The sequence below is a fragment of the Thauera humireducens genome, from assembly GCF_001051995.2.
Taxonomy (GTDB): Bacteria; Pseudomonadota; Gammaproteobacteria; order Burkholderiales; family Rhodocyclaceae; genus Thauera; species Thauera humireducens.
The window spans coordinates 969,745-995,690 of record NZ_CP014646.1; the positions used below are offsets into that span (position 1 = coordinate 969,745).

Here is a 25,946-nt window from a genome sequence, read left to right on the forward strand (position 1 = left end):
CCACCGTTTCAAGCTTAGCCACTCCCGGAGGGACTGCCAAACGGCTTCGTTACCACAGTGTGAAAATAAGTTTCGAGCAATGAATCGCGTCCTGCCAAGCCGCGCCGGCGGGTGAACTGGCCGAGCGGCAATCAGAAAATGCCCATCGCCAGCCCCGATGCCATCGCCTCGCCGAGCTCCTCGGCTGCAGCCAGGTGCTCGGGCGCGATCGCCTTGCGCGCGATCAGCGGCTCGGCGACACACTTCCAGCCGTAGCCGTTCGCGATGCGCCCGATCTCCCGCACCGCCCCGGTGCCGTCGTTGTCGGCACTGACGAACACCGCATAGGGCAGGCCGACGAGCCGCCCCTCGCATGGGTAGTAGGTCCGGTCGAAGAAGTCCTTCAGCGCACCGGACATGTAGCCGAAGTTCTCCGGCGTGCCGAGCAGCAGTCCATCGCAGTTCAGCAGCTCATCGACGCCGGCATCGAAGGCGCGCATGAGCCGGGATTCGATTTCTGTAACGCGCCCGGCGCCGCGCAGCACGGCCTTGGCAAGCTGCCCCGTGTTGCCCGACTGCGTGTGAAACACGATCAGCAACCGCTTGCGCGCACTCATGCTGCCGACTCCCGCAACCTCGCCTCGCCGGCGGCGGGGTCGACGCCGTAGAACTGCTGCAACTGCGCGTAAACCTTCGGGAAGTGGCGCATCAGTACCGAGGGCGTCTCGAAGAACACCTCGGACACCACCGCGAAGAACTCGCCCGGATGCTCGCTGCCATAGGGATCGATCTCGGTGTCGCCGCCGTTGTCCACCTCCTCGCAGAACGCCTCGTAGGCTTCGGAGAAAGCGTCTGCCCAGGCCTGGCGCGACATGCCGGCTCTCAGCCGCGGCAAGCCGTCCACGCCGCCATTTTCCATGTCGAGCTTGTGCGCGAACTCGTGGATCACCACATTGACGCCCGCGGGCTGCGCCTCGCCGTCGAACCACGACACCAGCACCGGGCCGCCTACCCAGGCCTCACCGAGCACCTCGTCGTCGTACTCGTGAAGCACGCCGGCCTCGTCGTACTCGCGACGCGGAATGAGGAAGTCGCCCGGATAGACGACCACGCCCACCCAGCCGGCGTAGGCCCGCAGACCGATGTTGAGGATCGGCAGACAGGCCTGCAGCGCGATGCCGAGCAGCATGTCGTCATCCAGCACCAGCCCATGCGCGCCGTGGAACTGCTTGGTGGCGAGAAACTCGAGCGCCAACGCGCGCAGGCGCAGACGCGCCTCCGCAGGCAGGAAGTCGAGGAAGAGCAGCCGACGCTCGACGCGTGCCCACTGCTCGTCGGACACCGCCGGGCCTTCACGCTCACCCAGCCCCAGCCAGCGGCGAATCCGCGCGAACACCATCGTTCAGGCCGGCTGCCGCCGGGTGGTCAGGTAGATGCCGGCGAACACCAGGGCGATGCCGACGAAATGGTAGAGATAGGGCCGCTCGTCGAGGAAGATCGCCGCGAGAAGGGTCGCGAATACCGGCATCAGGTGGATGAAGAGCGAACCACGCGCCGGCCCCACGGCGGCGACGCCGGCGTTGTAGAACACGTAGCCGAGAAAGCCGGGAAAGATGCCCGTGTACAGGATGCCGCCGATCGCGCTCCAGCCGAGGTTGATCGTACGCCCGGCGGACAGCTCCCACGCATAGGCGGGCGTCAGCGCGAGCAGGCCGACGACGGTGAAGGCGGCCAGCAGCAGCATCGGATGCACCCCCTCGGGCCGCTTCTGCAGGCCGACCGTGTAGAGCCCCCAGACGGTGACCGCCGCCAGCATCCACAGGTCGCCGGTGTTCAGCGTGAATCCGAGCAGGATTTCCAGACTGCCGCGGCTGACGATGGCCGCCACGCCGCCCAGCGACACGACGACACCGGCCGTCTCGAGGCGGCTCAGGCGCTTGCCGAAGAACAGGAAGGCGAAGGCGATGGTCGCGATCGGGATGAAGGAATTGAGCAGCGTCGCGCTCGTGGCGGTCGTGTGCTGCAGCGCCAGGTAGGCGAAGGTGTTGTAGCCGCCTACGCCGAGCAGGCCGAGCACGACGATGACCGGCCACGCCGCCCTGAGCCGCGGCCACTGGCTGCGCAGATGGGGCAGGGCGAGCGGGGCGACCAGCGCCAACGCGATGATCCAGCGCCAGAATGCCAGCGCGATGGGGGGTACGTCGGCACGGATGCCACGGCCCATGACCATGTTTCCGGACCAGAAGAGGGCAGTGAGGGTGAGCAGCAGGTAGGGGTTGGCGGTGAGGCGATGCATCTCGGATCGTCGTGTTTGTCGGCCCGAGATGATCGCACACGGTGGCATGGTGACGAACGCTTCGTCGCCTGGATGGTCGGAAGGCACGGTCAGCACGCCTGCTGTATGGAATAATTCACCCCCATGGTTTCCGTCACTCACGCCATCGCCCAAGGCGACACTGCCCCCCCGATCGACTTGCTTGCCGCCGGCCTCTCCGAGACCGAACGCGGCCGGGTCGAATCCGCGCTCGACTGGATCGCCGAGCTCTACGACGACAAGGTGCTCGGCACCGGCGAGTCCATCTGGACGCACGCGATCGGTACCGCGCTGATCGCGGCGTCGCTGCGACTCGATGCGGAGACGCGGATCGCGGCGCTGCTGTTCGCGGTGTGGGACGAACTCGACGACCCGGCCGAGGAACTCAGGTCCCGCTTCGGCGAGGACATTGCCGTGCTCGTCCGCGGCCTGCACAAGCTCAATGGCCTGCGCGTGCTCACGCGCATGGCGGCGACCACCACCGCACCGGAGATCCGAGCGCAGACCGAGGTCCTGCGCAAGATGCTGCTGGCGATGGTCGAGGACATCCGCGTCGTGCTGGTGCGCCTGGCCTCGCGCACCCAGACCCTGCGCTTCTACACCGATCTGCCGGGTGACGCGCGCGTCGATGTGGCGCGCGAGAGCCTCGACATCTACGCGCCGCTGGCCAACCGGCTGGGCGTGTGGCAACTCAAGTGGGAGCTGGAGGACCTCTCCTTCCGCTTCATCGAGCCCGAGACCTACAAGCGCATCGCCAAGATGCTCGACGAGCGCCGTATCGAGCGCGAGCAGTTCATCCACGACGCCATCGAGCGCCTGCGCAGCGAACTTGCGGCAGTCGGGATCAAGGCCGAGATCACCGGCCGCGCCAAGCACATCTACAGCATCTACAACAAGATGCGAAAGAAGCGGCTCGACTTCTCGCAAGTGTTCGACATCCGCGCCCTGCGGGTGCTGGTCGACGAGGTGAAGGACTGCTACACCGTGCTGGGCTTCGTGCACCAGATCTGGCAGCCGATCGCCAAGGAATTCGACGACTACATCACCAAGCCCAAGGGCAACAACTACCAGTCGCTGCACACTGCGGTACTGGCGGGCGACGGCCGCGCGCTGGAAGTGCAGATCCGCACCCACGACATGCACAGGCATGCCGAGATGGGCGTGGCTGCCCACTGGCGCTACAAGGAAGGCACCCAGTCGGGTTCCGATTACGACGAGAAGATCGCGCTGCTGCGCAATCTTCTGTCATGGCGCGACGAGGTGACCGACTCGGCGCACTGGATGGAGCAGTACAAGCGCGCCTCGCTCGACGATACGCTCTACGTGCTGACGCCGCAGGGCAAGGTCGTGGACCTGCCGCGCGGCGCCACGCCGATCGACTTCGCCTATCGCCTGCATACTGACCTGGGCCACCGCTGCCGTGGCGCGAAGGTGGACGGCCATCTGGTTCCGCTCAACACGCCGCTGGAGAATGGCCAGACGGTCGAGATCACCGCGGTGAAGGAGGGCGGGCCATCGCGCGACTGGCTGGACCTGCGCCAAGGCTACGTCGCGACCTCGCGCGCACGCTCGAAGATCAAGCAGTACTTCGCCCAGCTCGACGAGGAGGAGCTGCTCTCGCGGGGCCGGAGCTTCGTCACCAAGGAGATGCAGCGCGACGGACATGCGCAGGCGAACATCGACGGCCTTGCCGAGCGGCTGGGATTCAAGAACGCCGAGGCGCTCTACCTGGCCGCGGGCCGCGGCGAGGTGGGGCCGCGTTCGGTGCAGGTGGCCCTGCGCGAGGGCAGCGGGCCCGGGGCAGATACGCACGCCGAACCGGATTTCGTCGTCAGCCGCAGCCGCTCGGGCGACAACTCCGACAAGATCCTGATCGTCGGCGTCGGCAAGCTGATGACCTCGCTGTCGCGCTGCTGCAAGCCGGCGCCACCCGATGCGATCGAGGGCTTCGTCACCCGCGGGCGCGGCATCTCGATCCACCGCGTCGATTGCCACGACTTCCAGATGCTGGCGCTGAAGCACCCGGAACGGGTGATCTCGGCCGAATGGGGCGACAAGGCAACGGACACCAAGACCGCGCTGTACCAGGTCGACATCACGGTGCAGGCGATGGATCGGCAGGGGCTGCTGCGCGACATTTCGGAAGTGCTGTCGCGCGAGAAGCTGAACGTGATCGCGGTCAATACGCTGACCAAGAAGGGCACCGCCTACATGCGCTTCACGATGGAGGTGGGCGGCATCAAGCAAGTGCAGCGCGCCATCACGCTGATCCGCGAGGTATCGGGTGTGATCGACGCACAACGCAAGTAGGCCTTCTGCGGCCGCAATGAGATCGGGGGCTGCGCCATGCCGGTGCCAGCCCCCGATCCGTTTTCAGCCCGTCACGCCGCGACTCGGCTCAGCTGCTGGCAGCGAGTTCCTGCAGCAGGATCAGCTGTGCGGCGCGCCGGATGCCGCGCGGGTTCTTGCGCTTGTAGCTGCCATCCGACTGCATCTCCCAGGCCTGGCAGTTGTCGCCCAGGTAAGGGCGCAGGCCTTCCTTCATGACGCGCCGCTTCAGGCGCGGATCGAGGACCGGGAAGGCGATCTCGATGCGGCGGAAGAAGTTGCGGTCCATCCAGTCTGCGCTCGACAGGAACATCAGGTCGGCACCATCGGCATGGAAGTGGAAGATGCGGTGGTGCTCGAGGAAGCGACCGATGACCGATCGCACCCGGATGTTGTCCGACAGGCCGGGCACGCCGGGCTTCAACGCGCAGGGACCGCGCACGATCAGGTCGATCTCGACACCGGCCTGCGAGGCTTCGTAAAGCGCCTCGATGGTCTCGGGTTCGAGCAGCGCGTTCATCTTGGCGATGATGCGTCCGCGACGGCCCTCGCGGGCAATATCGGCTTCACGCCGGATCGCCTCGACCACCTTGGGCTGCAGGCTGAACGGGGCCTGCCACAGGTGGCGCAGTTCGCTTGCCGTGCCCAGCCCGGTGAGCTGCTTGAACACGGTGGCGACATCCTCGCCGATTTCCTCATTTGCGGTGAGCAGGCCGAAGTCGGTGTAGAAACGCGTGGTGCGCGGATGGTAGTTGCCCGTGCCCAGGTGCACGTAGTGGCGCAGGCCCCTTTCCTCACGCCGCACCACCATCAGCAGCTTGGCATGCGTCTTGTACCCGAATACGCCATAGACGACGTGCGCGCCCACTTCCTCGAGGCGGTTCGCCCAGGTGATGTTCGCCTCCTCGTCGAAACGCGCCATCAGCTCCAGCACCACGGTGACTTCCTTGCCCTTCTGCGCGGCGCGTACGAGATGTTCCATCAGCACCGAGTCGGTGCCGGTGCGATACACCGTCATCTTGATGGCCAGCACCTGCGGGTCGTCGGCCGCCGCACGCAGAAGGTCGATGACCGGCGCAAAGCTCTGGAACGGGTGATGCAGCAGCACGTCCGTCCCGCGCAGCGCGGCGAAGATCTGGCGTCGCTTGTCGAGCGCTTTCGGCACGCCCGGCACGAAGGGCGAATACTTCAGTTCGGGGCGTTCGACCCAGTCGGGCACCTGCATCAGCCGCACCAGGTTCACGATGCCCGGCGTGCGGTACAGATCGTCCTGCTCCAGGTGGAAGTGCTGCAGCAGGAAGTTCGCCATCTCGTCCGAACAGTTGTCGGCGACCTCCAGGCGCACTGCATCGCCGAAATGGCGTTGCTGCAGTTCCCCCTTCAGCGAGGCGCGCAGATCCTTGACCTCTTCCTCATCGACGAACAGGTCGGAGTTGCGCGTGACACGGAACTGGTAGCACCCCAGCACCGTCATCCCGGAGAACAGTTCATGCACGTGTGCGTGCAGCACCGACGACAGGAAGACGAAGGTGTATTCCTGGTCGCAGATCTCGCGCGGCAACCGGATTACCCGGGGAAGGGCGCGCGGCGCCTGCACGATCGCGGCACCGGAATCGCGCCCGAAGGCATCGCGCCCTTCCAGTTCGACGGCGAAGTTGAGCGACTTGTTGAGCACGCGCGGGAAGGGGTGTGCCGGGTCCAGCCCGATCGGGGTCAGCACCGGCATGACCTCGCGCATGAAATAGTCGCGGATCCAGCGCAGTTGCGCCTCGGTCCACAGGCTGCGACGCAGGAACACCACGCCTTCCTGCTCGAGCGCGGGGAGGATGTCCTCGTTGAGCAGCGTGTATTGCTCGGAGATGATCTCGTGCACTTCGTCGCTGACCTTCTCCAGCAGGTCGCGCGGTGAGATGCCGTCGTTGCCGGGCTTGCGGCTGCCGAGGCGGATCTGCTCCTTGATGCCCGAGACGCGGACCTCGAAGAACTCGTCGAGGTTGCTCGACACGATGCACAGGAAGCGCAGGCGCTCGAGCAGCGGCACGGTCGGGTCGGCGGCCTGCGCCAGCACCCGGCGCTGGAACTGCAGCAGCGACAGTTCTCGATTGATGAAGTGATCCGTGGGGTAGTTGCGATCGTTCTTCGGGGCGTACATGGGTGCTCTTTGGCGCGTTGAATTATCTTCCGGATTATGTGACAGATTCGTTGCATCTTGATGACAGCGGTAAGCGTGTGCGCGCGGCGCAACGAATCATTGGCGGCAATTATCTGGTGCTGCAGCGCATCGAAACGAGAGTGCTAGAATTCGCGTTTCCAGCATACCGCCCCAATGGCTCTTTCGATGATGCGAAATCTGATCGCTGCAGTTGACCTGGGTTCAAACAGTTTTCGACTGCAGGTCGGACGCATCGTCAATGACCAGATCTACCCGCTCGACGGTCTCAAGGAGTCGGTTCGGCTCGCCGCGGGCCTGTCCCCGGAGAAGAAGCTCGACCTGGCGTCGCAGCAGCGCGGCGTGACGGCCCTGCAGCGCTTCCACGAGCGGCTGCACGACTTCGAGCCGGGCGCAGTCCGCGCGGTGGCGACCAACACACTCCGCGTCGCAAAGAATGCGCCCGAGTTCCTGATCCGCGCCGAGGCTGCGCTGGGCTTCCCGATCGAGGTGATCGCCGGACGCGAGGAGGCTCGCCTGATCTACGTTGGCGTCGCCCACACCTTGCCCGACCCGCACAAGCAGCAGCTGGTGGTCGACATCGGTGGCGGCTCGACCGAGTTCGTCATCGGCAAGAGCTTCGAGCCGATCCTGCTCGAGTCGCGCTACATGGGCTGCGTCGGCTACAGCCTGCGCTTCTTCCCCGATGGCAAGGTGGACAAGCGCAGCTTGAAGGATGCCGAACTCGCCGCACGCCGCGAGTTGCAGACCATCGTCGGCGCCTATCGGGAAGTCGGCTGGGAGGCGGCCGTAGGCTCGAGCGGTTCGGCCAAGGCGCTGACCGAGATCCTTGAGCAGAACGGCTTCTCGCCTTCGGGCATCACCCGTGAAGGGCTCGAGCGGTTCCGTACGGAGCTGCTGCGCGCGGGACGCATCGACGCGCTCGACCTGGCCGGTCTGCGGGGTGACCGCCTGCCAGTCATCCTCGGAGGCTTCGCCATCATGAGCGCGATCTTCAAGGAGTTCGACATCGACCGCATGGTGTTCTCCGAGGGCGCACTGCGTCTCGGCGTGCTCTACGACCTGCTGGGGCGATATCACCACCATGACCTGCGCGACGCGACGGTGAGTGCCTTCATGCGCCGCTACAACGTGGATCCGCGGCAGGCGGAGCAGGTGGCTGACACGGCCTGCTACCTGCTCGAACAGCTCGAGCCCGCGATGGCCGACCCTGAACACCCCGACCGCCGCTTCCTGCGCTGGGCGGCACTGCTGCACGAGATCGGCATTTCGGTCGCTCATTCGAGCTACCACAAGCACAGCGCCTATATCGTCGCCAATGCCGACATGCCGGGTTTTTCGCGCATGGACCAAGGCCGGCTGTCGCGGCTGGTGCTCTCGCACCGCGGCAAGCTCGAACGCGTTGCCTCGATCGATCCGGGCAGTGTCGACTGGCTGCTGATCGCCTGTCTGCGCCTGGCGGTCGTGATTCACCGCGCCCGCGACGCCCGCGGGGTGCCGCCGATCACGATGCAGCGCGAAGGGCGGGGCTTCAGCGTCAACACCGCCGCCGGCTGGCTGCAGAATCTGCCGCTTACGGCCGCTGCGCTCAACGAGGAGCAACGCCAGTGGATGGCGCTCGGTCGCGGGCTCTACATCCGCTCCCTCGGCGCACGCAACGCCGCCGCCTGAGCACGCGTGAGCAGGGACCAGCCCACCGCCGCCCGGGTCGAACTCGCGCCAGAGCGGCGCGAGGCGAGGGTCACCGGTGACTGGACAATACGCTCGCTGACGGCGAGCATTGGCGAGCTTCGCGAAGGACTTGCGCTCGTCCCGGCGGATGCGGCCTGGAATCTGAGCGCGCTGGGGCGACTGGACAGTTTCGGCGCCACGCTGCTGTGGCGGGCATGGCAGGGCCGCTGGCCAGAGCGGCTGGAGCTCGATCCGGCACACCGTGCGATCATCGAGCGCATCGCCCGTAGCGCGGAGCGGCCCATTCCCGCAGCGCCAGGCTTCGGCGCCGAGGATGCCTTCGTGACCTTCGGGCGTGTCCTGATCGCCTTCACCGGGCACCTGCTCGATTTTGCCGCGTTGCTGGGGCGGCTCGGGCTCGATCTGGTGCATCTGCTGCGCAATCCGCGCGAATGGCCGTTGCTGGAGATCTCCGCCAACGTCTTCAAGGTCGGCGTCAAGGCGATGCCGGTGACCGCGCTGGTCGGCTTCCTGATTGGCGTGGTGCTGTCCTATCTGTCGGCATTGCAGCTGAAGATCTTCGGTGCCGACGCCTTCATCGTGAACATCCTCGGCCTCGGCATCATCCGCGAGCTAGGGCCGGTGCTGGTGTCGGTGCTGGTCGCAGGCCGCTCGGGTTCGGCGATGACGGCGCAGCTCGGCGTCATGCGCGTGACCGAGGAGATCGACGCGCTTGCCGCGATGGGCGTCTCGCGTTCGCTGCGCCTGGTGCTGCCGAAGGTGATCGCACTGACGCTGGCGATGCCCTTGCTGGTGCTGTGGACCTCGAGCGTGGCGCTGATCGGTGGCTGGGTCTCGGCGCTGGTCGAGCTCGACATCTCCTTCCATTTCTTCATCACCGCATTGCCCGACGCCGTACCTATCGCCAACGTGTACATCGGCCTGGCCAAGGGCGCGGTCTTCGGGCTGCTGATCGCCTTGATCGCCTGCCACTTCGGCCTGCGCGTGCAGCCGAATACCGAGAGTCTGTCGTCCCACACGACGGCCTCCGTCGTCGCTGCGATCACGGTCGTGATTCTCGCCGATGCGGTGTTCGCGATCGCCACACGCTCGATCGGGATTCCCGGATGAGCCAGCGGCATGAAGACACCGAGGCCGTCGTCTCGCTGCGCGGCGTGGTCACGCGCTTCGGACGGAACCTTGTGCACGACGGGCTCGACCTCGATATCGAACGCGGCGAGATCGTCGCGCTGGTCGGCGGCTCGGGTAGCGGCAAGACCACGCTGCTGCGCCACATCATCGGGCTGACGCGGCCGCAAGCCGGCGAGCTGCGGCTCTTCGGCGAACGGGTCGACCAGGGCACGATTCACCAGCGCATCGCGCGCCAGCGCCGCTACGGCGTCCTGTTCCAGCAAGGCGCGCTGTTCTCCGCACTGACCGTCGGCGAGAATATCGCTTTCCCACTGAAGGAACTCGGGATCGCGCGTCCCGACGAGCTCGATGCGCTGGTCGCCCTCAAGCTGGCGATGGTCGAGATGGAGCCGGAGCACGCCCTGCTGATGCCGGCGGAGCTGTCGGGCGGCATGGTCAAGCGGGCCGCACTGGCCCGTGCGCTGGCGCTGGAGCCGGAACTGTTGTTGCTGGACGAGCCGACAGCGGGACTGGACCCGGACCGCAGTGCGCGCTTCGTGCGCCTGATCCTCGCCCTCAGGCAGGAGCTTGGGCTGACCGTGGTGCTCGTCACGCACGACCTCGACACCCTCGCGGCAATGGCCACGCGCGTGGCGGTACTGGCAGACCGGCGCATTGTCAGTTACGCACCACTGCAGGAGACGCTGCAAGTGAAACACCCCTTCATCGAACGCTTCTTTCACGGCGAACATGGCCGCCGGGCGCTGACCCGCGCCAACGGAGAGACCTGACATGGAGAATCGGGCGCACGCATTGGCGGCCGGACTGTTCGCGCTGCTGCTCGGCACCGGGGTCCTCATCGCCCTGTGGTGGTTCTCGCAGGATCGCGAAACGGCGAAGGAGGTGGTGCTGGTCGCACGCGAGGACATCAACGGCCTGGGCCCGCAGGCGCGCGTACGCTTCCGCGGGCTTGCGGTGGGCACGGTGAAGGAGATCCGTATCGACCCACAGGACAGTGGCGCCATCCTCGTCCGCGTCCGCGTGGCGGCCGACGTTCCGTTGACGCGCGGCACACGGGCGACGCTGGGCACCCTGGGCGTGACCGGCCTGGCCTATGTGCAGCTCGACGACCGCGGAGCGGACCCGACCCCGCTCGTCGGCGAGAACGGAGAGACACCGCGCATTCCCCTCGAACCCGGGCTCCTCAGCCAGATCGGCGACCGCACGCTGGCTGCGGTGGAGCAGTTCCGTCTGCTCAGCGAACGGATGTCCGCCGTGTTCGACGACGACAGTGCAAGGCGGCTGAAGCAGACGCTGGCACGACTGGAGGCTGCGGCCGAGGGCATGGATCGCAGCTTTGCCGAAGCGCCGCGGACGCTCGAAGCGATCCGCAGCGTGTTCACGCCCGACAACGTCGCGCGTCTCTCCGCCGCACTGGCCAACATCGAACAGAGCACCGCCGAGGCCAGGCCCGCGTTGCAGGAACTTCGCATGCTGCTCGTCAGACTGGATGACATGGCCGACCGCTTCGACCAGACTGCGACGACGGCGAGCAACGGCCTGCTCGAAGGCGCCTTGCCGCGGCTCAACGAACTGCTGCGCGACCTGAGCGCAACCTCGCGCCGGGTAGGCCGGCTGATCGAGGAGGTCGAGTCGACACCGCAGATGCTGCTGACGGGCCGTGCGGTGCGGGAGCCAGGCCCGGGCGAGACGGGCTTCGTCGAAGGACGGAAATGAGAGCAAGAACAGAAAGAACATCGGCAATGCAGATCGCGTCATCACGGCGTGTTCGCGCCATCCTTGCCGCGATCGCTTCAGTCCCGTTGCTCGCCGCTTGCGGCGGACTGCAGATCAAGCCGCCGCCGATGGCGTTCTATGATCTCGGCGCAGGCAATGCGCGCGTCTTGCGGCCCGCCCTCGCGCCGAGCCGGGTCGAAGTGAATACCCGCCCCTGGCTCGCACTCAGCGCCATGCAATACCGCCTGCTGTGGCAGGACCCCGATCGCCGGCGGGCCTACGCCGAAAGCCGTTGGGCTTCGCAGCCGGCCGAGATGCTCGCGCTCGTGCTCGAACGCAGTCTGAGCAGCGGCACGGGTGGCCTGCGTTGCCGCCTGCAGATGGAACTGGACGAGTTCGTGCAGGAGTTCCCGAGCGCCGGGCAGAGCCAGGTAGAGCTGCTCGCTCGCATTGGCCTGATTCCACCGCGCAGCGATGTCCCCATCGCACACCACGAGTTTCGTATCGTCGAAGCCGCGCCCACGGCCGACGCGGCGGGCGGCGTCGCCGGATTTCGGCGGGCCAGCGCGCGGCTGGCCACGGAGGTAGCCGAATGGATTACCAGGCTTGACCAGGCGCCAGGCGAGGGCTTGAATGGCCCCACGCGCTGCGGTGCCTGAAGACGGTCTCGGGTGCAGCGGCAAACCCTGTCCGCAGCTCACCGAGGGTCGAGGATGCGATGGGCTTGGCGACTCGAAGTGTCAGCGGGTACCATCGGTCAACGTTGACGTTAACGTAAACAAACTACCGCATCCAAGACTCGACACCCGGAGGAGACACTGATGAGCGCCGTGCCCGTTCCCAATACCGATTCCATGCTGCAGCGTCACGACCAGAACGGCGTCGCGACGCTGACCCTGAATCGTCCGAACCAGTTCAACTCCCTGTCCTTCGAGATGCTGGAGGCCCTGATCGCGGCGGTGGACGAGATCGCGCGCGACGACAGCGTGCGCGTCGTGGTACTGGCCGGCGAGGGCAAGGCCTTCTGTGCCGGGCACGATCTCAAGGAGATGCGTGCCAATCACACGCACGATTTCCAGCAGCGTCTGTTCCGTCTGTGCGGCAAGTTCATGATGAAGCTCACCGAACTGCCGCAGCCGGTCATCGCCCGGGTGCACGGCATCGCCACCGCGGCGGGCTGCCAGCTGGTATCGATGTGCGATCTCGCCGTCGCGTCCGATGTCGCGCGCTTCGCCGTGTCCGGCATCAATGTCGGCCTGTTCTGCGCCACGCCAGGCGTGGGTCTGTCGCGCAACATGGGGCGCAAGGAGGCTTTCGAGATGCTGGTGACGGGCGACTTCATCGACGCCCACGAAGCCCAGCGCCGGGGCCTGATCAATCGCGTCGTGCCGCTCGAGCAGCTCGACGCCGAGATTGCGAAACTCACCGCCTCGATCGTCGCCAAATCGCCGGTGGCCATCCGCATGGGCAAGCAGATGTTCTACAGGCAACTCGAAATGGGCATGGATGCGGCTTATCAGATGGCAGCCGAAACCATGGCGTGCAACGCGATGTGCGAGGATGCGGCGGAGGGCATCGACGCCTTCATCGCCAAGCGCAAGCCGGAGTGGAAGGGGCGCTGAGCCTGAGCGGCGGCGGCCGGCCGCCATGCGCCATGCTCATCGACACGCATATCCATCTTGACGCGGCAGAGTTCGACGCGGACCGGCCGTGGCTCATCGAAACCGCCCGCAAGGCGGGCGTCGGTGGGTTCGTCGTGCCAGCGGTCGACCGGGCGAGCTTCGATGCCGTCAGTTCGCTTGCATCCGCGCACGAGGACGTCTGCTTCGCCCTTGGCATCCACCCGCTCTACGTGATGCAGGCACAGGAAGCCGACCTCGAACTCCTGGATTTCCGACTCGGCGAGGGCAGGGCGGTGGCGGTAGGCGAGATCGGCCTCGACCATTTCGTGACGGACATCGATCCGGCGCGCCAGCTCGCGTTCTTCGTTGCGCAACTCAAGCTGGCCAGACGCCACGACCTGCCGGTGATCCTTCACGTCCGGCGGGCGATCGATCCGATCCTGAAACAGCTGCGCCGCATCGGCGTCAAGGGCGGTATCGCCCATGCGTTCAACGGCAGCCTGCAACAGGCTCGGATCTTCATGGATCTCGGTTTCAAGCTGGGTTTCGGGGGGGCGATGACCTTTGACGGATCGACACGGATCCGTGCCTTGGCCGCCACTCTGCCGCTGGAGGCCATCGTTCTCGAAACGGACGCTCCGGACATCCCGCCCGTGTGGGCACAGGGGCAGCGCAACGAACCCGTCAATCTCGTGCGTTATGCCGAAATCCTTGCCGGCTTGCGAGGAATCGACGTCGCCGAAGTGATCGCGACCACCGGCCGCAATGCACTCGACGTCCTCGACTGGCGGCGTTAGGCGGCGCCGGATGCTTCCGCGGACGATTGCGAGCGTGCGATCAGGTCCGCGATGTCGCGCTTCAGCCGCAGGACGTCGCTGTCGAACTTCTCGTAGATCATGAGCGAAACGCCGAACACATAGGCGTAAAGCAGCATGCAGCGGCTGGATGCCTCTTCCATCGGTACGCCACAGGCAAGGAAGAGATCGCGTGCACAGCGCAGGCGCACGTCATCCACTTCGGCCACGATTGCTGCGGCCTCTGCATCGCGCCGCGCCCAGTCGCGCACCGCAAGCTCGATCATCATGCCGCGCCGGCTTCGACTGGCGCTGTAAACGTCGATCACGTGGTAGATCTGGGCCAGCTCCTTGCCGGGCTGGGCGCGTGTCTGCTTGATGATGTCGCGGATCCGGCCTTCCTTCCAATGGTGCAGGATCGCAAGCAACAGGTCGCGGCGGTCCTGAAAGTGCCAGTAGAAACTGCCCTTGGTCACCTTTAGGCGCTTGGCGAGCACCTCGACGCGCAGGCCGGCAATGCCTTCCTCGGCCAGCACCTCTACGGCGGCGGTCACCCAGCTTTCGCGATCGAGCTGGACACGGGGCTTCTTGGGGTTGTTTTCCATACGGCGTAGTATTGACGATTCCAACCCCATACGCTACCGTATGTCGATGTTGCCGCCAATAGCGCACCGGCCCTTACCGGAGCCGCGTGTCTTGCGGCAGGAGCAGTGCCATAATTATCCGATCCGGCCGCACGTGCCGGAGGAGACTTTGATCAATACAAGGAGCGCGGCAGAGTGAAGATTCTCGTACCCGTCAAACGCGTTGTGGACTACAACGTCAAGGTTCGCGTCAAGGCCGATGGCAGCGGTGTGGACATCGCCAACGTCAAGATGAGCATGAACCCCTTCGACGAGATCGCGGTGGAAGAAGCCGTGCGCCTGAAGGAAGCCGGCGTGGCGACCGAAGTCGTCGCCGTGAGCTGCGGCATCGCCGCCTGCCAGGAAACCCTGCGCGCGGCGATGGCGATCGGCGCAGACCGCGGCATCCTGGTCGAGACGGACGTCGAACTGCAGCCCTTGGCCGTCGCCAAGCTGCTCAAGGCCGTGTGCGACAAGGAGCAGCCCAGCCTGGTGATCGCCGGCAAGCAGGCGATCGATGACGACGCCAACCAGACCGGGCAGATGCTCTCCGCGCTGATGGGCTGGCCGCAGGCGACCTTCGCCTCGAAGGTGACGCTTGCCGATGGCAAGGCCTCGGTCACGCGTGAGATCGACGGCGGTCTCGAGACCCTGTCCGTGAAGCTGCCGGCGGTGGTCACGACCGACCTGCGCCTGAACGAGCCGCGCTACGCCACGCTGCCCAACATCATGAAGGCCAAGAAGAAGCCGCTCGACACCGTCAAGCCGGCCGATCTGGGCGTCGACGTGGCGCCGCGCCTGACCACGCTGAAAGTGTCCGAACCGCCCAAGCGCAGCGCGGGCGAACGCGTGGCCGATGTCGCGCAGCTGGTCGACAAACTCAAGAACGTTGCGAAGGTGATCTGAACATGGCCATTCTCGTCATTGCCGAACACGACAACCAATCGATCAAGGCCGCCACGCTCAACACCGTGACCGCGGCGACCAGGCTGGATGGCGACATCCACGTGCTGGTGGCCGGTGCCGGCTGCGGCGCCGCGGCCGAGGCCGCCGCCAAGGTCGCCGGCGTGGCCAAGGTGCTGGTGTGCGACGCCCCGCAGTACGAAGCCCAGACGGCCGAGAACGTCGCCGAACTGGTCAAGGGCCTGGCCCCGGCCTACAGCCACGTGCTCGCCCCGGCCACCTCGGCCGGCAAGAACATGCTGCCGCGCGTGGCCGCACAGCTCGACGTCGCCCAGATCAGCGACATCGTCGCGATCGAGTCCGCCGACACCTTCGTGCGTCCGATCTACGCCGGTAACGCGCTGGCCACGGTCAAGAGCGCCGATGCCATCAAGCTCATCACGGTGCGTACCACCGCCTTCGACGCCGCCGGTGACGGCAACGCCGCGCCGGTGGAAGCCGTGGCGGCGGCGGCCGATCTCGGCGTGACGGCGCTGGTCGGTCGCGAGATCACCAAGAGTGCTCGTCCCGAACTGGGCGCAGCCAAGATCATCGTCTCGGGCGGCCGGGGCCTGGGTAGCGGCGACAACTACCACCAGCTGCTCGAGCCGCTGGCGGACAAGCTCGGCGCGGCGCTGGGTGCCTCGCGCGCGGCGGTCGACGCCGGCTACGTGCCCAACGACTATCAGGTCGGGCAGACCGGCAAGATCGTCGCGCCGCAACTCTACATCGCCATCGGCATCTCGGGCGCGATCCAGCACCTGGCGGGCATGAAGGATTCCAAGGTGATCGTGGCGATCAACAAGGATCCGGAGGCGCCGATCTTCCAGGTGGCCGACTACGGCCTGGTGGGGGATCTGTTCGAGGTCGTTCCGCAACTCACCTCGGCGGTCTGATCGCGCGACTGGTCAGGCGAGGGCGCCGACATGAACCTTGCGAGTTCGCTGTTCCCAGCGGCTTGGCACGGCGTCATGCTGGTGCTCTCGCTGGCGGTCGCCTGGCAGACGCTACGTCGTGCGCCCTGGCGGCGCCTGCTGGTGAGTTCCCAGCTCAACCTGCTGCTGGGCTTCGCCGTCGGACTCACGCTCATGTGGAGCCTGAAGGCCGGCGTAAAACCCGGACTCAACCTCCACATGCTCGGGGCCATGGCCGCGACACTCACGCTTGGGCCGTGGCTCGCCGTGGTCGCGCTCGCTGCGGCACTGAGCGGGGTCACCCTCAACGGGGCGATCGAATGGGACGCCTGGCCGATCAACTTCATCTTGATGGCGGTGCTCCCGGTAGCCATCGCGAGCGGTATCCAGCGATGCATCGAGAGATGGTTGCCCGCTCACTTTTTCGTCTTCATTTTCGTGACGAGTTTTGCCGGCGCGGCGCTGACAGTCATGCTGCAGGGATTGATTGCGTCGGCCGCGATGGTCGTAGCGGGCGCCTACAGCGCCGAATTCCTGCTCAGCGACTATCTGCCGTTCTTTCTGCTGCTCGGTTTCTCCGAAGCGTGGATCAGCGGCGCCATCGTCACACTGCTGGTGGTTTACCGACCCGATTGGGTGGCGGGCTTCGACGACAGCCGCTACCTGCTGAACAAGTAAGACCAACATCCTTTCTGGAGATATGCATTCCATGAGCAACTACAGCGCCCCGATCCGTGACATGCAGTTCGTGATGCGCGAGCTGGCCGGCCTCGACGAAGTCGCACAGCTGCCCGGCAACGAGGAAGTGTCCCCCGACCTGGTCGATGCCATTCTCGAGGAAGCCGACAAGTTCGCCAGCGGCGTGCTCGCTCCGCTGAACTGGACAGGCGACCAGGAAGGCGCGAAGTGGAACGATGGCGCCGTGGCGACCGCGCCGGGCTGGAAGGAGGCCTACACGCAGTTCGCCGAATCGGGCTGGACGGCGCTCGCAGGTGATCCGAACTACGGTGGCCAGGGCCTGCCCAAGCTGCTGTCGACGGCGGTGATGGAAATGTGGAAGTCGGCCAACATGGCGTTCTCGCTGTGCCCGATGCTCACCACGGGCGCCATCGAGGCGCTGCTGCTGCGCGGAACGGACGAGCAGAAGGCCATGTACCTGCCCAAGATGATCTCGGGCGAATGGACCGGCACCATGAACCTGACCGAGCCGCAAGCCGGTTCGGACCTCGCCGCCGTCCGTACCAAGGCGGAACCGCAGGGTGATGGCACCTACAAGATCTTCGGCCAGAAGATCTTCATCACCTACGGCGACCACGACATGACGGACAACATCATCCATCTCGTGCTTGCCCGCCTGCCGGATGCGCCGGAAGGGGTGAAGGGGATCTCGCTGTTCGTCGTGCCGAAGTTCATGGTCAATGCCAACGGCAGCCTGGGCGCGCGCAACGACGTGCATTGCGTTTCGATCGAGCACAAGCTCGGCATCCACGCCAGCCCGACCTGCGTCCTCGCCTTCGGCGACAAGGGTGGCGCGATCGGCACGCTGGTGGGCGAGCCCAACCGCGGCCTCGAGTACATGTTCATCATGATGAACGAAGCCCGCTTCGCGGTCGGCATGGAAGGTCTGGCACTGTCCGAGCGCGCGTACCAGCATGCGCTGCAGTATGCCAAGGATCGCGTGCAGGGCACCGACGCGGGCGTGCGCGGCGGACCGAAGGTCAACATCCTTCACCACGCCGATGTCCGTCGCCTGCTGATGAACATGAAGAGCAAGACCGAGGCGATGCGGGCACTCGCCTACGTCGTCGGCGCGGCGTTCGACAAGGCGCACAACCACCCGGACGAAGCCGTCCGCGCTCAGAACCAGGCCTTCGTCGACCTGATGATCCCGGTGGTCAAGGGCTGGTGCACCGAGAACTCGATCGACGTTACGTCCGACGGCGTGCAGGTTCATGGCGGCATGGGCTTCATCGAGGAAACGGGTGCCGCGCAGCACTTCCGCGATTCGCGCATCACCACGATCTACGAGGGCACGACGGCAATCCAGGCGAACGACCTGATCGGACGCAAGATCGCCCGCGAAAACGGCGTCACCATCGCCGGCGTGATCAAGACGATGCGTGCAGTCGAGGCTGAACTAGCCGCCGCCGGTGATGCCGCGCTGGGCGCGATCGCAAAATCGCTGGGCGCCGGCGTGTCGGCGTTGGAGGAAGCCGTGGCCTACATCCTGGCCACCTACAGCCAGGACATCAAGGCCGCATCGGTCGGCTCCGTGCCCTTCCTGAAACTGCTGGGCATTGTTGCCGGCGGCTGGCAGATGGGGCGCGCCGCGCTGGTCGCGAAGCGCAAGCTGGAAGCCGGTGAAGGTGAAGCGTCCTTCTACAAGACGAAGATCGTGACCGCGCGCTTCTACGCTGACCACGTGCTGGCTCAGGCCTCGGGTCTGGCCTACACCATCGTCAACGGCGCGGCAGGCGCCCTTGAACTGAGCGAAGAGCAGTTCTGATCGTCGTTGCGCCCCGGCTCACGCGGGGGCGCAACGTGCTGGCAAAAAAAGACCCGGGCCGAAAGCCCGGGTCTTTTTCGTTGCGGACGGCAGAAACGCGTCGGCCGACAGTCTTACTCGACCTTCGCCTTCGCGCGCAGGTCGATCACGTGCTTCTCGACCTTCTGCTGCTGCAGGCGCTGCTGCAACTGCGGCTTGACTTCTTCGAACGGGGGCGCCTGAGTCGCGCGCACGTCATCGAGCTGGATGACGTGATACCCGAAGTCGCTCTTGACCGGCGTGGTCGTGAACTTGCCCTTCTCGAGACCCACCATGGCGTCGGAGAAGGGCTTCACGAACATGCCCGGGTTGCTCCAGCCCAGATCGCCGCCGCGATCCTTCGAGCCCGGATCGCGCGAATCCTTGGCCACTTCTTCGAAAGCAGTGCCGGACTGCAGCTTGGCGATGATCGCCTTGGCCTCGTCTTCGGTCTCGACCAGCACGTGACGGGGCTTGTACTCCTTGTCACCCATCCGGCTCTTGATCGCGTCGTATTCCTTCTTCAGGTCGGCGTCGCTGACCGGGTTGTTCTTGACGAAATCCTGCAGATAGGCGCGGATCAGGATGGCCTGCTTGGCCATCTCCATCTGGGCCTGGACGTCGGCCTTCTTGGCGAGACCCTTGTTGGCGGCCTCCTGACTCAGCACTTCGCGACGAATCAGTTCCTCGCGAACGGCATCCTTGAGCTGCTGGCTTTCAGGTGCGCCCTGGGCACGCTGTTCGGCGAGCATCGCCTCGGCACGTTCAGCAGGAATTGCAATGCCGTTGACCTTGGCAAGCGATTCGGCGGCAGCCGCGGGGAGGGCAATGAAGCCGGCCATCAGGGCAATTGCGAGGCGGCTGGGAAAGCGTTTCATCGGTGTTCCTTCAGGTGGGTTGTGTGGTGGCCTCTTCGGCCGTGTTTGCTTTGATGGCGAGGGCGTGAATGTCTTTTTTCATCATATCGCCCAAGGCTTGGTAAATCATTCGGTGCCGCGCGACGGTGCCCTGTCCGGCAAACGCCGACGACACGATCCGCAGGCGGTAATGACCGCCGCCTTCGCGCGCACCGGCGTGGCCTGCGTGCAGGGCGCTGTCATCGTGAATCTCGATCAGCTCGGGCTGGAACGCATCGACGAGCCGTTCGTGGATGCGGGAAACGACTGCCTGCGTCACGGCAGGACCTTCTTGAACGGGCGCACCGAGGTGCGCGCAAAAACGCCTTCGCGCACGTATGCGTCCTCGGCAAGCCATTTCTCGGCGCTCGCCTGCGAGTCGAACTCGGCCACAACCAGACTGCCCGCGAAACCGGCCGGGCCGGGATCCGGCGAGTCGATCGCAGGCATGGGGCCAGCGATCAATAATCTGCCTTCGTCGCGCAGGGCCTCGAGCCGTGCGAGATGCTCCCCGCGCACCGCCATGCGGCGCTCGAGCGTTCCCGGCGCGTCCTCGCCGATCAATGCGTAGAACATCAGTTGTTTTCCTCTTCGAGGTGACGTGAGAGATAGAAGCCCTGGGCAAGCACGAACGCGAACATCAGTCCCATGCCGCCAAAGAGCTTGAAGTTGACCCAGACTTCCTCGCTGAAACTGTAGGCAACGTAGAGATTGAGCAACCCCATCGAAATGAAGAAACCCGCCCAGGCAAGGTTGAGACGCCCCCACACCGGTTCGGGCAACTGGATCTGCGCCTCGAGCATCGTGCGGATGAGGTTCCTGCGGAACAGTGTCGCCGAACCGAGCAAGACCGCGCCGAACAGCCAGTAAAGCGCCGTCGGTTTCCACTTGATGAAGGTGGGGTTGTGAAAGAACAGTGTGGCACCGCCGAACACGACGATGATCGCCAAGCTGACCCACAGCATGGTGTCGACCTTGCGGTGCTTGATCCACACCAGTGCGATCTGGACGAAGGTGGCGAGAATCGTCACCGCCGTTGCGATCAGGATCGGTGCCTGCGCAACCGCGATGCCGTCACCCAGCCAGCGCACTGCAAGTTCGTGGGAGGCCTCGGGCTGCGCCCCGGCCAGTTTGTAGGCGCCAAAGAAGAGAATGACCGGAAGCAGATCGAACAGGAATTTCATGCGCGAGGATTATAGCGATTGTTGGGCTGCCTGCCCGGCAGGCGCTTCAGCGCGGTTTCGCATGTGGTCAGCCAGTGCGGAAAACGAGCCATACAGGCTCTCTCTCAGGGCCGCATCGCCGACGCACTCGTCGAGCGCAGTACGCATGCACAGCAGCCACTGGTCGCGCTCGGCGACGCCAATCGAGAAGGGGAGGTGGCGTGCGCGCATGAACGGAGGGCCGAAGCGCTCCACGTAAAGATTGGGCCCTCCCAGCCAGCCCGACAGGAAGAGGAACAGCTTTTCCTCGGAACCGCCGAGATCCTCAGCGTGCAGCCGCCGTACGCCCCAAGCCTCGGGCAGCTCGTCCATCAGACTGTAGAAGCGTTTGACGAGCAAGCGTACGGCGGCCTCACCGCCGATACGTTCATAGGGTGTGGCGTTGGGAGCGAATCTTTGTTCAGGAGGCATGGATATCGAGTGGGCCAGCAGGTAGGCCGCAGCGCAGGTTGGCGGGCACGGCCTGGTCGATCAGGCGGGGCCGGGGGAGGTCGAGCGACTGCATCAGGTCGATGAACGCCTGGCGGGAGCGGCCGGGCACCCGCGCGTTCGTCAGCTTCTCCTGTGCGATCGAACTCACCCGCATGCCCTTGTAGTCGTGCGCGGGATAGACAAGGGTTTCGTCCGGCAGGGTGAACAGGCGTTGCGTGATGCTGTCGTAAAGCGCGCCTGCGTCGCCGCCCTGGAAGTCCGTCCGGCCGCAGCCGCCGATCAGCAAGGCATCGCCGGTAAAAAGGCAGTTGCGCCAGCGGTAGCTCACGCAACCTGGCGTATGGCCCGGCGTCGCGATGACGCGCAGTACCTCGTCGCCGAACACCAGCGTGTCCCCATCGGCGAGCAACACGTCGGCGCACATGACGCCCGTGCGATGTCCGGTCGCGGTGCGGGCGTTCGTATGTTCCCTGAGCACCCCTGCGCCGGTGACATGGTCCGCATGCGCGTGCGTTTCGAGCAGGTACACGAGGTTCAGGTCGAGTTCGCGCAACAGACCCAGGTACATCGCGCTGTGCTCGGCGACCGTGTCGATGAGCACAGCGTCGCCGGACTGCGCATCGGCCAGAAGGTAAGTCAGGGTGGAGCTTTGCTCATCGAAAAGCTGGCGAAAAATGATGCTCATTTGTCATGTATCTCCCGGCCGTCTTTCGGCATTCTAGCGCGGCTCGTGACGCTTCCGCCTGCAGGCAGCCGGAGAATTGCCCGCAGACCACCGCCTTCACGCGGAAGGAGGTCGAGGTGGCCCTGATGGGCACGCATCACGCGTTCCACGATTGCCAGGCCCAGCCCCGCCCCCTTGGTGTTCGAGCGGGCTTTCTCCAGCCGCGTGAAGGGATGGCGCATGCGCTCCACTTCATTTTCGGGGATGCCCGGACCACGATCCGCGACCTCGATGCAGACCTCTTCCCCAATCGTGCCGACCGTCACCTTCAGGGGTTTGTCCTCCCCCGCGTAGCGCAAGGCATTGTCGATGAGGTTGGCGAGCGCCCTCCTGATCGACAGCGCACGAGCGGGTGCAATCAGGCTGTCCGGAACGGCAAGCGTGATGTCGACACCCCGCAGCCGATAGGGTTCGCCGACTTCCCGCACCAGGTTCGCGATGTCGATTGCCTGCGGGGGCTCCTGCGGGGTGCCGCGGCCGAAGTCGAGGAACTGACCGATGATGCGGTCCATCTCCTCGATGTCGGCCACCATCGCGCTGACCTCGTCCTCGGGCGCTCCGGACATCTCGATCCCCAGTCGCAGCCGGGCCAGCGGCGTCCTGAGATCGTGTGACACCCCGGCGAGAATGAGTGCGCGATCCGCATCGGTGCGCGCGAGATCACCGGCCATCTGGTTGAAGGCATGCGCGACGACGGCAATCTCCTGCGGGCCGCTCTCTTCCAGGGGGGGAGGAGTCTGCCCGCTGCCGACCATGCGTGCAGTGCGCGCCAGTGCCCGCAGGGGTGTGCCGATGCGGGACACGATCAGATACGCCCCGAGCAGGGCAGCCACGAGCGCGCCGAAACCCCACACGAGCCATCCAAAGGTGTCCGTGGTTTCGATCCGCTCCGACGGCAGCATCACCCAGTACTCGTCGAACTGATCGTCCGGATCGAGCCGAAAGCTCACCCAGAACCCGTCAAGCGACTTCCAGCGCGCTGCGAAGCGCGTGTGCTCCCCGAGTTGACGCCGGACCTCGTCCGTCAACAACTTCAGTGGCCGATTGCCCCGCAGTGGCAGGAGCTCGTCGGAGGCCTCCGCCGGATAGATGCGAATCCCTTCGAGTGCGGCGAGATCGATCAGCAGGTCGATGCGGCGTTCCGCGTGCGCGTTGATCAGTGCGGTACGGGTCAGGTTGACGACCGACACCACCATCTGCGCCACATCACGCGCCCGGGCCGGCTCCTGGAAATAGCGGAAAATCTGCGACCAGGCGCCGAGCGACAGGATCAGCAGCAGCGCGACCAGCAGGAAGGTCTGCCAAAGCAGCGTGCGCGGAAGCCAGGCTGTCAAGAACCGACCGAGCGCACGCATGCGTCGCATGCTAAGGGAACGGGGCATGCCGCGCTCACTCGGCGGCGTCCGCCTCGCGCTCCTCGCCCTGGCCGCCCTTGGTGTCGTCCGGCACGAAGACGTAGCCGAAGCCCCAGACCGTCTGGATGTAGCGCGGCTTGGCAGGATCGTCCTCGACAAGCTTGCGCAGGCGGGAAATCTGAACGTCGATCGCCCGGTCGAACACGCCGTATTCCCGACCGCGGGCGAGTTCCATCAACTTGTCGCGCGACAGGGGCTGGCGGGGATGCTGGAGAAGCACCTTCAACAACGAGAACTCGCCCGTCGTGAGCTGGATCTCCTCGCTGTTGCGTTCCAGCGAGCGCGTACCGAGATTCACACGGACACTGCCGAAGACCACGATCTCGTCCTCGGCGGTAGGCGCTCCGGGCAGGCTCTGCGGCTGACGGCGCATGACCGCCTGGATGCGGGCAACCAGTTCGCGGGGGTTGAACGGCTTGGCCACGTAATCATCCGCGCCCATCTCGAGACCGACGATGCGATCGACGTCATCGCCCTTCGCCGTCAACATGATGATCGGGATGTGGTTCTCGCCCGCACGCAAACGCCGGCAGATGGCAAGGCCGTCCTCTCCGGGCAGCATCAGGTCGAGCACCATGAGGTCGAAGTGCTCGCGATGGAGGGCACGATCCATCATCGGCGCATCGCCGACCGCCTTGACCGCAAAGCCCTGTTCCTGAAGGTAGCGAGACAACAGTTCGCGCAGTCGCGCGTCGTCATCCACCAGCAGTACGCGATATCGTGTTTTTCCGTTCATGGCGCAAATCCTATCCTTAGTGCCGAACCCATGCCAGTGCCCGGGACCCGCATGCTGGGTGCCAGCGGGTAACGCTTCGTAAGCATGATGCCAAAAGGCAACACGGCCTTACAAACCACCGCCGAGATGAAGGGCCAAGGCTATTTTCAGGCCAGGGAATCCCGTATGTTTCGTTCTGCGTACTACCGCCTTGCGCGTGAAACTCACCCGAACGGTACATCATGAAGACGAGCCCGCACGCTTTCCCGAACACCTTTCTCCCAGCCCGCAGGGTAAGGGGTCTGTTCGGCTTGGCAGTGCTGTCGGCCTCGATGCTGGGACTGACGAGCACTGACGCTTTTGCCCGGAGTCCAAACGCGGCTGGCGCACTGACCGACAGCGAAGGGATTCGTATCGAGCAGCCGCGTGGCGATCTGCGTCGCGTCCTGATCTCGAACCCCGAGTCGCCTGAGGCGCCTCCCGCACGGCGCCGCCTGAACGCGGAAGAGCGGGACGCATTGCATCGCGACCTGCGTGATGCAATGCGGGGGGCTTATCCGGAGAACGCCGTAGGGCGCAAGAAGGGTCGCTGAGCCCCGACGTCTTTGCCGCGCGCGGCGGCTCCGAGCCGTTAGAATACGGCGATCATGAAAATCCTGGCCATCGAAACGTCGTGCGAGCAGGGCAGCGTTGCGCTGCTTGTCGACGGTGCAATCCTCAGTCGCCGAATCGACGGCGCTGCCAATCACTCCGAATCCGTCCTGCGCGACATTGCCGCCCTGTTGAGCGAGGCCGGCATGCACGCAAGCCAACTCGATGCCGTCGCCTTCGGTGCGGGACCCGGTGCCTTCACCGGGCTCCGGCTTGCCTGCGGCGTGGCGCAGGGGCTTGCCATTGGCGCCGGACTGGGCGTCGCCGTTGTGGGCAGCTTCGATGCGCTGGCCCTGCAGGTTCCCTCACCGCGAGTTTTTGTCGCCACCGACGCCCGCATGGGCGAGGTCTATCACGCGACCTATGTGCGCGACGAACAGGACGTCCCCCGGCTCAGCGGCGCCCCGCGCTGCGATGCGCCCGAAAACATCGAACTGCCGGAAGGGCGCTGGACCGCGGTCGGGTCCGCGTTCGCCGTTTGGCCCGATGCGCTGCGCCACCGCCTGGCCCTGACCCTCGACGGTTGCCACGACGATCTGGTTGCGCGAGCGGATGAAGTCGCGATGCTCGCTACCCACATGGCGGCCGGCGGCCTCCTGCGACCGCCCGAACAGGCCGCACCGCTCTATGTGCGCGACAAGGTCGCACTGACGACGGCAGAGCGGCTCGCACGTGGAGGACGCGCGTGAGCGGAGGCGCCACCCACCATTTTTCTCCCCTGACACTGGACGACCTGGATTGGGTCCACCAACAGGAGGTGGATCTGCATCCCTTCCCATGGACGCGGGGCAATTTCGCCGACTCGCTGACGGCGGGCCATGGCGCCTGGCTCATGCGGGTCGACAAGGAACGCGTCGGCTACGCCGTGGTGCTGAAGGTGCTGGATGAAGCCCATCTGCTCAACATCAGCGTCGCTCGCGCTGCGCAGGGAAAGGGATACGGCAGGGCCTTGCTGGAATGGCTGCAGCTGACCGCAAAGCGAAATGGGGCAGGGCAATTCTTCCTCGAGGTACGCCCCTCGAACCTCGCCGGCCTTGCCCTTTACCGCTCGCAGGGATTCGAGCAGATCGGCCGGCGCAAGGGCTACTATCCCGCGCCCGACGGGCGTGAGGACGCAATCGTGATGCGGCGGGAGCTCTGA

28 protein-coding genes are annotated in these 25,946 nt (G+C 65.5%); 15 read left to right on the forward strand and 13 right to left on the reverse strand.

Features of this window, described 5'->3' with window-relative positions; genetic code table 11:
• Positions 1-131: 131 nt before the first annotated feature.
• Genes AC731_RS04530 through AC731_RS04540 form a run of 3 tightly spaced genes read right to left on the reverse strand, consistent with a single transcriptional unit; the run spans position 132 to position 2,275 of the window.
• A complete protein-coding gene (locus tag AC731_RS04530; RefSeq protein ID WP_048709544.1) occupies positions 132-596 on the reverse strand; it encodes a flavodoxin family protein in 465 nt (154 codons plus the stop codon).
• Positions 593-1,378 (reverse strand): M90 family metallopeptidase, encoded by a 786-nt coding sequence (locus AC731_RS04535; RefSeq protein ID WP_048709547.1) that lies wholly within the window; start codon positions 1,376-1,378, stop codon positions 593-595. The genes AC731_RS04530 and AC731_RS04535 overlap by 4 nt, the downstream gene beginning before the upstream one ends.
• A 3-nt stretch (positions 1,379-1,381) precedes the next feature.
• Positions 1,382-2,275 (reverse strand): DMT family transporter, encoded by an 894-nt coding sequence (locus AC731_RS04540; RefSeq protein ID WP_048709549.1) that lies wholly within the window; start codon positions 2,273-2,275, stop codon positions 1,382-1,384.
• Positions 2,276-2,398: 123 nt separating this feature from the next.
• Here AC731_RS04540 and AC731_RS04545 point away from each other — a divergent pair, with 123 nt between their 5' ends.
• A complete protein-coding gene (locus tag AC731_RS04545; protein ID WP_048709553.1) occupies positions 2,399-4,603 on the forward strand; it encodes a RelA/SpoT family protein in 2,205 nt (734 codons plus the stop codon).
• Between the two features lie 88 nt (positions 4,604-4,691).
• Here the strand turns inward: AC731_RS04545 and ppk1 are convergent, their stop codons facing one another.
• On the reverse strand, positions 4,692-6,773 hold the full coding sequence (gene ppk1, locus AC731_RS04550; RefSeq protein WP_048709556.1) for a polyphosphate kinase 1: 2,082 nt from the start codon (positions 6,771-6,773) through the stop codon (positions 4,692-4,694).
• Between the two features lie 186 nt (positions 6,774-6,959).
• Here ppk1 and ppx point away from each other — a divergent pair, with 186 nt between their 5' ends.
• From ppx to AC731_RS04585, 7 genes are all read left to right on the forward strand, one after another.
• The gene (ppx, locus tag AC731_RS04555) at positions 6,960-8,462 is read left to right on the forward strand and encodes an exopolyphosphatase (protein ID WP_048710626.1); all 1,503 of its coding nucleotides are present in this window, start codon (positions 6,960-6,962) and stop codon (positions 8,460-8,462) included.
• A gap of 6 nt (positions 8,463-8,468) precedes the next feature.
• Positions 8,469-9,593, forward strand: a complete 1,125-nt coding sequence (locus AC731_RS04560; protein WP_048709557.1) for an MlaE family ABC transporter permease — start codon at positions 8,469-8,471, stop codon at positions 9,591-9,593.
• Positions 9,590-10,384 (forward strand): ABC transporter ATP-binding protein, encoded by a 795-nt coding sequence (locus AC731_RS04565; protein ID WP_048709560.1) that lies wholly within the window; start codon positions 9,590-9,592, stop codon positions 10,382-10,384. The genes AC731_RS04560 and AC731_RS04565 overlap by 4 nt, the downstream gene beginning before the upstream one ends.
• A gap of 1 nt (position 10,385) precedes the next feature.
• A complete protein-coding gene (locus AC731_RS04570) occupies positions 10,386-11,330 on the forward strand; it encodes an MlaD family protein (RefSeq protein ID WP_048709562.1) in 945 nt (314 codons plus the stop codon).
• Between the two features lie 26 nt (positions 11,331-11,356).
• Positions 11,357-11,989: an ABC-type transport auxiliary lipoprotein family protein gene (locus tag AC731_RS04575; protein WP_048709564.1), complete on the forward strand. Its 633-nt coding sequence runs from the start codon at positions 11,357-11,359 to the stop codon at positions 11,987-11,989.
• Between the two features lie 162 nt (positions 11,990-12,151).
• Positions 12,152-12,952 (forward strand): enoyl-CoA hydratase, encoded by an 801-nt coding sequence (locus AC731_RS04580; protein WP_048709567.1) that lies wholly within the window; start codon positions 12,152-12,154, stop codon positions 12,950-12,952.
• Between the two features lie 32 nt (positions 12,953-12,984).
• The gene (locus AC731_RS04585) at positions 12,985-13,749 is read left to right on the forward strand and encodes a TatD family hydrolase (RefSeq protein WP_048710628.1); all 765 of its coding nucleotides are present in this window, start codon (positions 12,985-12,987) and stop codon (positions 13,747-13,749) included.
• On the opposite strand, the gene AC731_RS04590 is transcribed toward AC731_RS04585, so the two are convergent.
• Complete coding sequence (locus AC731_RS04590; protein WP_048709569.1) at positions 13,746-14,351, reverse strand: TetR/AcrR family transcriptional regulator; 606 nt, start codon at positions 14,349-14,351, stop codon at positions 13,746-13,748. The genes AC731_RS04585 and AC731_RS04590 overlap by 4 nt on opposite strands.
• A gap of 174 nt (positions 14,352-14,525) precedes the next feature.
• Here AC731_RS04590 and AC731_RS04595 point away from each other — a divergent pair, with 174 nt between their 5' ends.
• From AC731_RS04595 to AC731_RS04610, 4 genes are read left to right on the forward strand one after another with little or no spacing between them, the layout of a single operon-like run.
• The gene (locus AC731_RS04595) at positions 14,526-15,275 is read left to right on the forward strand and encodes an electron transfer flavoprotein subunit beta/FixA family protein (protein ID WP_048709572.1); all 750 of its coding nucleotides are present in this window, start codon (positions 14,526-14,528) and stop codon (positions 15,273-15,275) included.
• A gap of 2 nt (positions 15,276-15,277) precedes the next feature.
• A complete protein-coding gene (locus tag AC731_RS04600; protein WP_048709575.1) occupies positions 15,278-16,207 on the forward strand; it encodes an electron transfer flavoprotein subunit alpha/FixB family protein in 930 nt (309 codons plus the stop codon).
• A gap of 30 nt (positions 16,208-16,237) precedes the next feature.
• Positions 16,238-16,903, forward strand: coding sequence for an energy-coupling factor ABC transporter permease (locus AC731_RS04605; RefSeq protein WP_004251435.1), 666 nt, complete (start codon positions 16,238-16,240; stop codon positions 16,901-16,903).
• Between the two features lie 31 nt (positions 16,904-16,934).
• Positions 16,935-18,731, forward strand: coding sequence for an acyl-CoA dehydrogenase (locus AC731_RS04610; protein ID WP_048710632.1), 1,797 nt, complete (start codon positions 16,935-16,937; stop codon positions 18,729-18,731).
• Between the two features lie 113 nt (positions 18,732-18,844).
• Here the strand turns inward: AC731_RS04610 and AC731_RS04615 are convergent, their stop codons facing one another.
• Genes AC731_RS04615 through ompR form a run of 8 tightly spaced genes read right to left on the reverse strand, consistent with a single transcriptional unit; the run spans position 18,845 to position 24,175 of the window.
• Positions 18,845-19,627 carry a peptidylprolyl isomerase gene (locus AC731_RS04615; RefSeq protein WP_048709578.1) on the reverse strand — a complete coding sequence of 261 codons (783 nt, stop codon included), beginning with the start codon at positions 19,625-19,627 and terminating at the stop codon, positions 18,845-18,847.
• Positions 19,628-19,637: 10 nt separating this feature from the next.
• Positions 19,638-19,925 carry a BolA family protein gene (locus tag AC731_RS04620; protein ID WP_004251426.1) on the reverse strand — a complete coding sequence of 96 codons (288 nt, stop codon included), beginning with the start codon at positions 19,923-19,925 and terminating at the stop codon, positions 19,638-19,640.
• The gene (locus AC731_RS04625) at positions 19,922-20,221 is read right to left on the reverse strand and encodes a YciI family protein (protein WP_004251414.1); all 300 of its coding nucleotides are present in this window, start codon (positions 20,219-20,221) and stop codon (positions 19,922-19,924) included. The genes AC731_RS04620 and AC731_RS04625 overlap by 4 nt, the downstream gene beginning before the upstream one ends.
• On the reverse strand, positions 20,221-20,829 hold the full coding sequence (locus tag AC731_RS04630; protein ID WP_048709582.1) for a septation protein A: 609 nt from the start codon (positions 20,827-20,829) through the stop codon (positions 20,221-20,223). The genes AC731_RS04625 and AC731_RS04630 overlap by 1 nt, the downstream gene beginning before the upstream one ends.
• Before the next feature lie 9 nt (positions 20,830-20,838).
• A complete protein-coding gene (locus AC731_RS04635; protein WP_038010492.1) occupies positions 20,839-21,279 on the reverse strand; it encodes a group II truncated hemoglobin in 441 nt (146 codons plus the stop codon).
• Entirely contained in the window at positions 21,269-21,985 is a 717-nt protein-coding gene (locus AC731_RS04640; RefSeq protein WP_269465508.1) for an MBL fold metallo-hydrolase, read from the reverse strand. The genes AC731_RS04635 and AC731_RS04640 overlap by 11 nt, the downstream gene beginning before the upstream one ends.
• Complete coding sequence (locus AC731_RS04645) at positions 21,982-23,379, reverse strand: ATP-binding protein (RefSeq protein WP_156480643.1); 1,398 nt, start codon at positions 23,377-23,379, stop codon at positions 21,982-21,984. Before AC731_RS04645 ends, AC731_RS04640 begins: the two co-directional genes overlap by 4 nt.
• 34 nt (positions 23,380-23,413) lie before the next feature.
• Positions 23,414-24,175 carry an osmolarity response regulator transcription factor OmpR gene (ompR, locus tag AC731_RS04650; RefSeq protein ID WP_048709587.1) on the reverse strand — a complete coding sequence of 254 codons (762 nt, stop codon included), beginning with the start codon at positions 24,173-24,175 and terminating at the stop codon, positions 23,414-23,416.
• Between the two features lie 221 nt (positions 24,176-24,396).
• Here ompR and AC731_RS19785 point away from each other — a divergent pair, with 221 nt between their 5' ends.
• Genes AC731_RS19785 through rimI form a run of 3 tightly spaced genes read left to right on the forward strand, consistent with a single transcriptional unit; the run spans position 24,397 to position 25,946 of the window.
• Positions 24,397-24,747 (forward strand): hypothetical protein, encoded by a 351-nt coding sequence (locus AC731_RS19785; RefSeq protein ID WP_048709591.1) that lies wholly within the window; start codon positions 24,397-24,399, stop codon positions 24,745-24,747.
• A gap of 54 nt (positions 24,748-24,801) precedes the next feature.
• Complete coding sequence (gene tsaB, locus AC731_RS04655; protein ID WP_048709592.1) at positions 24,802-25,494, forward strand: tRNA (adenosine(37)-N6)-threonylcarbamoyltransferase complex dimerization subunit type 1 TsaB; 693 nt, start codon at positions 24,802-24,804, stop codon at positions 25,492-25,494.
• The gene (gene rimI, locus AC731_RS04660) at positions 25,491-25,946 is read left to right on the forward strand and encodes a ribosomal protein S18-alanine N-acetyltransferase (RefSeq protein WP_048709595.1); all 456 of its coding nucleotides are present in this window, start codon (positions 25,491-25,493) and stop codon (positions 25,944-25,946) included. The genes tsaB and rimI overlap by 4 nt, the downstream gene beginning before the upstream one ends.

Bases quoted from the DNA above. Each gene is read 5' to 3' on its own strand.
- AC731_RS04530 (WP_048709544.1), bottom strand. From the start codon at position 596: ATGAGTGCGCGCAAGCGGTTGCTGATCGTGTTTCACACGCAGTCGGGC.
- AC731_RS04535 (WP_048709547.1), bottom strand. From the start codon at position 1,378: ATGGTGTTCGCGCGGATTCGCCGCTGGCTGGGGCTGGGTGAGCGTGAA.
- AC731_RS04540 (WP_048709549.1), bottom strand. From the start codon at position 2,275: ATGCATCGCCTCACCGCCAACCCCTACCTGCTGCTCACCCTCACTGCC.
- AC731_RS04545 (WP_048709553.1), top strand. From the start codon at position 2,399: ATGGTTTCCGTCACTCACGCCATCGCCCAAGGCGACACTGCCCCCCCG.
- ppk1 (WP_048709556.1), bottom strand. From the start codon at position 6,773: ATGTACGCCCCGAAGAACGATCGCAACTACCCCACGGATCACTTCATC.
- ppx (WP_048710626.1), top strand. From the start codon at position 6,960: ATGATGCGAAATCTGATCGCTGCAGTTGACCTGGGTTCAAACAGTTTT.
- AC731_RS04565 (WP_048709560.1), top strand. From the start codon at position 9,590: ATGAGCCAGCGGCATGAAGACACCGAGGCCGTCGTCTCGCTGCGCGGC.
- AC731_RS04570 (WP_048709562.1), top strand. From the start codon at position 10,386: ATGGAGAATCGGGCGCACGCATTGGCGGCCGGACTGTTCGCGCTGCTG.
- AC731_RS04575 (WP_048709564.1), top strand. From the start codon at position 11,357: ATGCAGATCGCGTCATCACGGCGTGTTCGCGCCATCCTTGCCGCGATC.
- AC731_RS04580 (WP_048709567.1), top strand. From the start codon at position 12,152: ATGAGCGCCGTGCCCGTTCCCAATACCGATTCCATGCTGCAGCGTCAC.
- AC731_RS04585 (WP_048710628.1), top strand. From the start codon at position 12,985: ATGCTCATCGACACGCATATCCATCTTGACGCGGCAGAGTTCGACGCG.
- AC731_RS04590 (WP_048709569.1), bottom strand. From the start codon at position 14,351: ATGGAAAACAACCCCAAGAAGCCCCGTGTCCAGCTCGATCGCGAAAGC.
- AC731_RS04600 (WP_048709575.1), top strand. From the start codon at position 15,278: ATGGCCATTCTCGTCATTGCCGAACACGACAACCAATCGATCAAGGCC.
- AC731_RS04605 (WP_004251435.1), top strand. From the start codon at position 16,238: ATGAACCTTGCGAGTTCGCTGTTCCCAGCGGCTTGGCACGGCGTCATG.
- AC731_RS04610 (WP_048710632.1), top strand. From the start codon at position 16,935: ATGAGCAACTACAGCGCCCCGATCCGTGACATGCAGTTCGTGATGCGC.
- AC731_RS04615 (WP_048709578.1), bottom strand. From the start codon at position 19,627: ATGAAACGCTTTCCCAGCCGCCTCGCAATTGCCCTGATGGCCGGCTTC.
- AC731_RS04625 (WP_004251414.1), bottom strand. From the start codon at position 20,221: ATGTTCTACGCATTGATCGGCGAGGACGCGCCGGGAACGCTCGAGCGC.
- AC731_RS04630 (WP_048709582.1), bottom strand. From the start codon at position 20,829: ATGAAATTCCTGTTCGATCTGCTTCCGGTCATTCTCTTCTTTGGCGCC.
- AC731_RS04635 (WP_038010492.1), bottom strand. From the start codon at position 21,279: ATGCCTCCTGAACAAAGATTCGCTCCCAACGCCACACCCTATGAACGT.
- AC731_RS04640 (WP_269465508.1), bottom strand. From the start codon at position 21,985: ATGAGCATCATTTTTCGCCAGCTTTTCGATGAGCAAAGCTCCACCCTG.
- AC731_RS04645 (WP_156480643.1), bottom strand. From the start codon at position 23,379: ATGCGTGCGCTCGGTCGGTTCTTGACAGCCTGGCTTCCGCGCACGCTG.
- ompR (WP_048709587.1), bottom strand. From the start codon at position 24,175: ATGAACGGAAAAACACGATATCGCGTACTGCTGGTGGATGACGACGCG.
- AC731_RS19785 (WP_048709591.1), top strand. From the start codon at position 24,397: ATGAAGACGAGCCCGCACGCTTTCCCGAACACCTTTCTCCCAGCCCGC.
- tsaB (WP_048709592.1), top strand. From the start codon at position 24,802: ATGAAAATCCTGGCCATCGAAACGTCGTGCGAGCAGGGCAGCGTTGCG.